This window comes from Symbiopectobacterium sp. (assembly GCF_051710365.1).
Taxonomy (GTDB): domain Bacteria; phylum Pseudomonadota; class Gammaproteobacteria; order Enterobacterales; family Enterobacteriaceae; genus Symbiopectobacterium.
Window position 1 is genome coordinate 1 of sequence record NZ_JBPETA010000289.1, and the last position, 2803, is coordinate 2803.

At 51.1% G+C, this 2803-nt stretch carries 2 protein-coding genes; one reads left to right on the forward strand and one right to left on the reverse strand.

Features of this window, described 5'->3' with window-relative positions; all coding sequences use genetic code 11:
- Positions 1-199: 199 nt before the first annotated feature.
- On the reverse strand, positions 200-1063 hold the full coding sequence (locus tag ACTBDZ_RS16770; RefSeq protein ID WP_438816145.1) for an IclR family transcriptional regulator: 864 nt from the start codon (positions 1061-1063) through the stop codon (positions 200-202).
- Positions 1064-1302: 239 nt separating this feature from the next.
- Here ACTBDZ_RS16770 and ACTBDZ_RS16775 point away from each other — a divergent pair, with 239 nt between their 5' ends.
- Positions 1303-2595, forward strand: coding sequence for a Gfo/Idh/MocA family protein (locus ACTBDZ_RS16775; protein ID WP_438816146.1), 1293 nt, complete (start codon positions 1303-1305; stop codon positions 2593-2595).
- Positions 2596-2803: the final 208 nt, after the last annotated feature.

Consider the following 2803-nt stretch of genomic DNA (forward strand, 5'->3'; position numbering starts at 1 on the left):
AAGCCTCAGACTGCTGATAAAACCACTTTGTGCCCTTGTCATCCTCGGCGAAAGCCGGGGATCTCGGTGAGAATGAACGCGTTTCGCCTGTCAGAGATTCCCGCCTGCGCAGCAATGACGGGGGACGGGAATGACGGTTTAGGTAGGTTTGTCATTAACTTCAACGGCGTCTGATAGACGCCGTTTTTTTATGCCTGATTTACTTCCCCAGTTGCCGGGAGATATGGACGGCGGTGCGGCACAGTGGGTCGATAATCCACTCTAGCTTTGCCGGATCGATATCCAGCACCGTGCCAACCGCGCTGATGGTGGCAATGACCTGCCCGCTGCTGTCGGTTATCGGTGCGGCAAGGCAGCGAATATTGACGATATCTTCTTCATTATCAAACGCCCATCCTTGCTGACGTACACTGATGAGATGCTGGCGATAGGCTTCTGGCGAGGTGAGCGTGCTGGCGGTTTTCGTTTGCCAACTGATATGGCTGAGCTTTTTTTCCAAAGCCTGTTCCGGTAACCAGGCAAGCAACACCTTGCCCAGCGAGGAACTGTGCAGTGAAAGGCGTTTTCCAACCCAGGTGTTGACCTGGATGCTGCTGTTGCCTTCAACCTTCAAAAGATAAACCGCTTCGCTCCCTTCCATCACGCCCAGATGGCACGTCAACTGAAGTTCCTGTGCTAAGGCTTTCAACGCGGGCAGGGCAAATTCTTCAATACGTCGTTGGTTTGCTGCGATGGTGCCCAGTTCAAACAGCTTCAGCCCCAGAATATATCCCCCCTGTACGGGTTGCTGCTGTAAGGCACCCAGTTGGCACAGCGTGGTTACCAGATGGTGGCAACTGCTGCTGGGAAGTCCCAACCGATCTTTTATCGCCGTCAGGTTAAGCCCCGGTTCCTTGGCAATCAGATTGAGTATCGCAAACCCTTTGGTTAACGCCGGTGCGGTGGATTTTGTCGCGAGAGAAAGGGCATCGCTAGCGTCAACAGGTGCATTTGCTTCTGGGTTGTCAGTTGCATTTTTCTCAACGATTTGAGACGTCACGCAGGTTTCTGGCTTTTTTTTCATCTTGTGCACCTTATTGTTGACCACTATACTGACTTTAAATTCCATATATAAAAATTATTTCCATATGTGGAAAATATAGCGAGCGGATAGGATGCTGTCAACACATTAGATAGCGCTTGTTACAGGCTGTCAGCCATTCGCTACAGAAAGTGATATCGGGATACCGTTTTTTTTAGATCCAAGGTGATGCTCAGCCAGGGTTCACACCAGTGAAAGCAGTTAATAACTACGGAGTCGTTATGAAAAAGTATGCCTTAGTGGGGACGGGGGGCCGCTCCGGTCTGTTCCTGACCGCAATAGCGCGTGATTACCGCCAGGAAGGTCGTCTGGTCGCCTTTTGCGACAGCAACCAAACGCGAATGGATTATGCCAACGCCATGATCGGCGAGTTTGAGCATCAGTCCGTGCCAACGTACAAGGCGGATGAATTCGATAAAATGATCGCGGAAACGCGTCCTGATTTTGTCATCGTCACTTCCATTGACCGTACGCACCATCACTATATTGTGCGCGCCATGGAACTGGGCTGTGATGTTATCAGTGAAAAACCCATGACCATTGACGAAGAGAAGTGTCAGGAAATTATCGATGCTGTCGCGCGCACCGGGCGTAGCCTGCGCGTTACCTTTAACTACCGTTATGCACCACACCACAGCAAGATTCGTGAGCTGATTGCCGCCAACATTATCGGTGAAGTCTATTCCGTGCATTTTGAATGGCTGCTGAATACCGAGCACGGCGCAGATTATTTCCGCCGCTGGCACCGCGACAAACGTAACAGCGGCGGCCTGTTAGTCCATAAATCCACGCACCATTTCGATCTGGTCAATTTCTGGCTCAACTCTGAACCGGAAACCGTCTATGCACAGGGCGATTTGCGTTTTTACGGCAAAGCCAATGCGGAAGAATGCGGCGTGACCGAGTTTTATAACCGCTCCCATGGTAGCGAGGCGGCGGCCAACGACCCCTTTGCCTTGCACATGAAAGACAGCAAGCAACTGACGTCGCTGTACCTCAACGCCGAGCATGAAGATGGTTATTACCGTGATAAGAGCGTGTTTGACGATGGCATTAATATCGAAGATACGCTTGGCGTGATCGTACGTTATAAAAGCAAAGCCATCATGACCTACTCGCTGAATGCTTATCTGCCGTGGGAAGGGCTGAACGTGGTGTTTAACGGCAGCCGTGGTCGTATCGAGATGAAGCTGGTCGAAAAATCCTACGTTAACGGCGGCGGCAAAAAATCAGACGAAGGCGCACTGCGTGGTTGTGAAATCAAAGTGTTCCCGATGTTTGACGAGCCGTACGTGGTGCCCGTGGTGCAAGGCGTTGGCGGACACGGCGGCGGTGATGATGTGATGCTGCGCGATCTGTTTGGTATCTCGGAGCCCGACCCGCTGAACCGTGCTGCGGATTATCAGGATGGCGCACTTTCCATTTTGACCGGTATCGCTGCCAACCGCTCTTTGCGTACTGAATTGCCGGTGCGGATTAACGATCTGGCGGTAAAACTGCCACCGCGTAAATAGGTGGTTATTTAACATGATTGGCCGTCTGTCGGGATGGCCAATATTACACTGGGGGATATATCGGAGGAAATGGATAGCCAATAGATCCGTCATTCCGCACCTGATTTTTCTTTTTTCGGGACTTGACGGTATTCTGAAGTTCTGAATTTATTACTGCTTTTTGCAGACCAATCAGCATGAGTACTCCCCACGTTACCATCCGTAACCT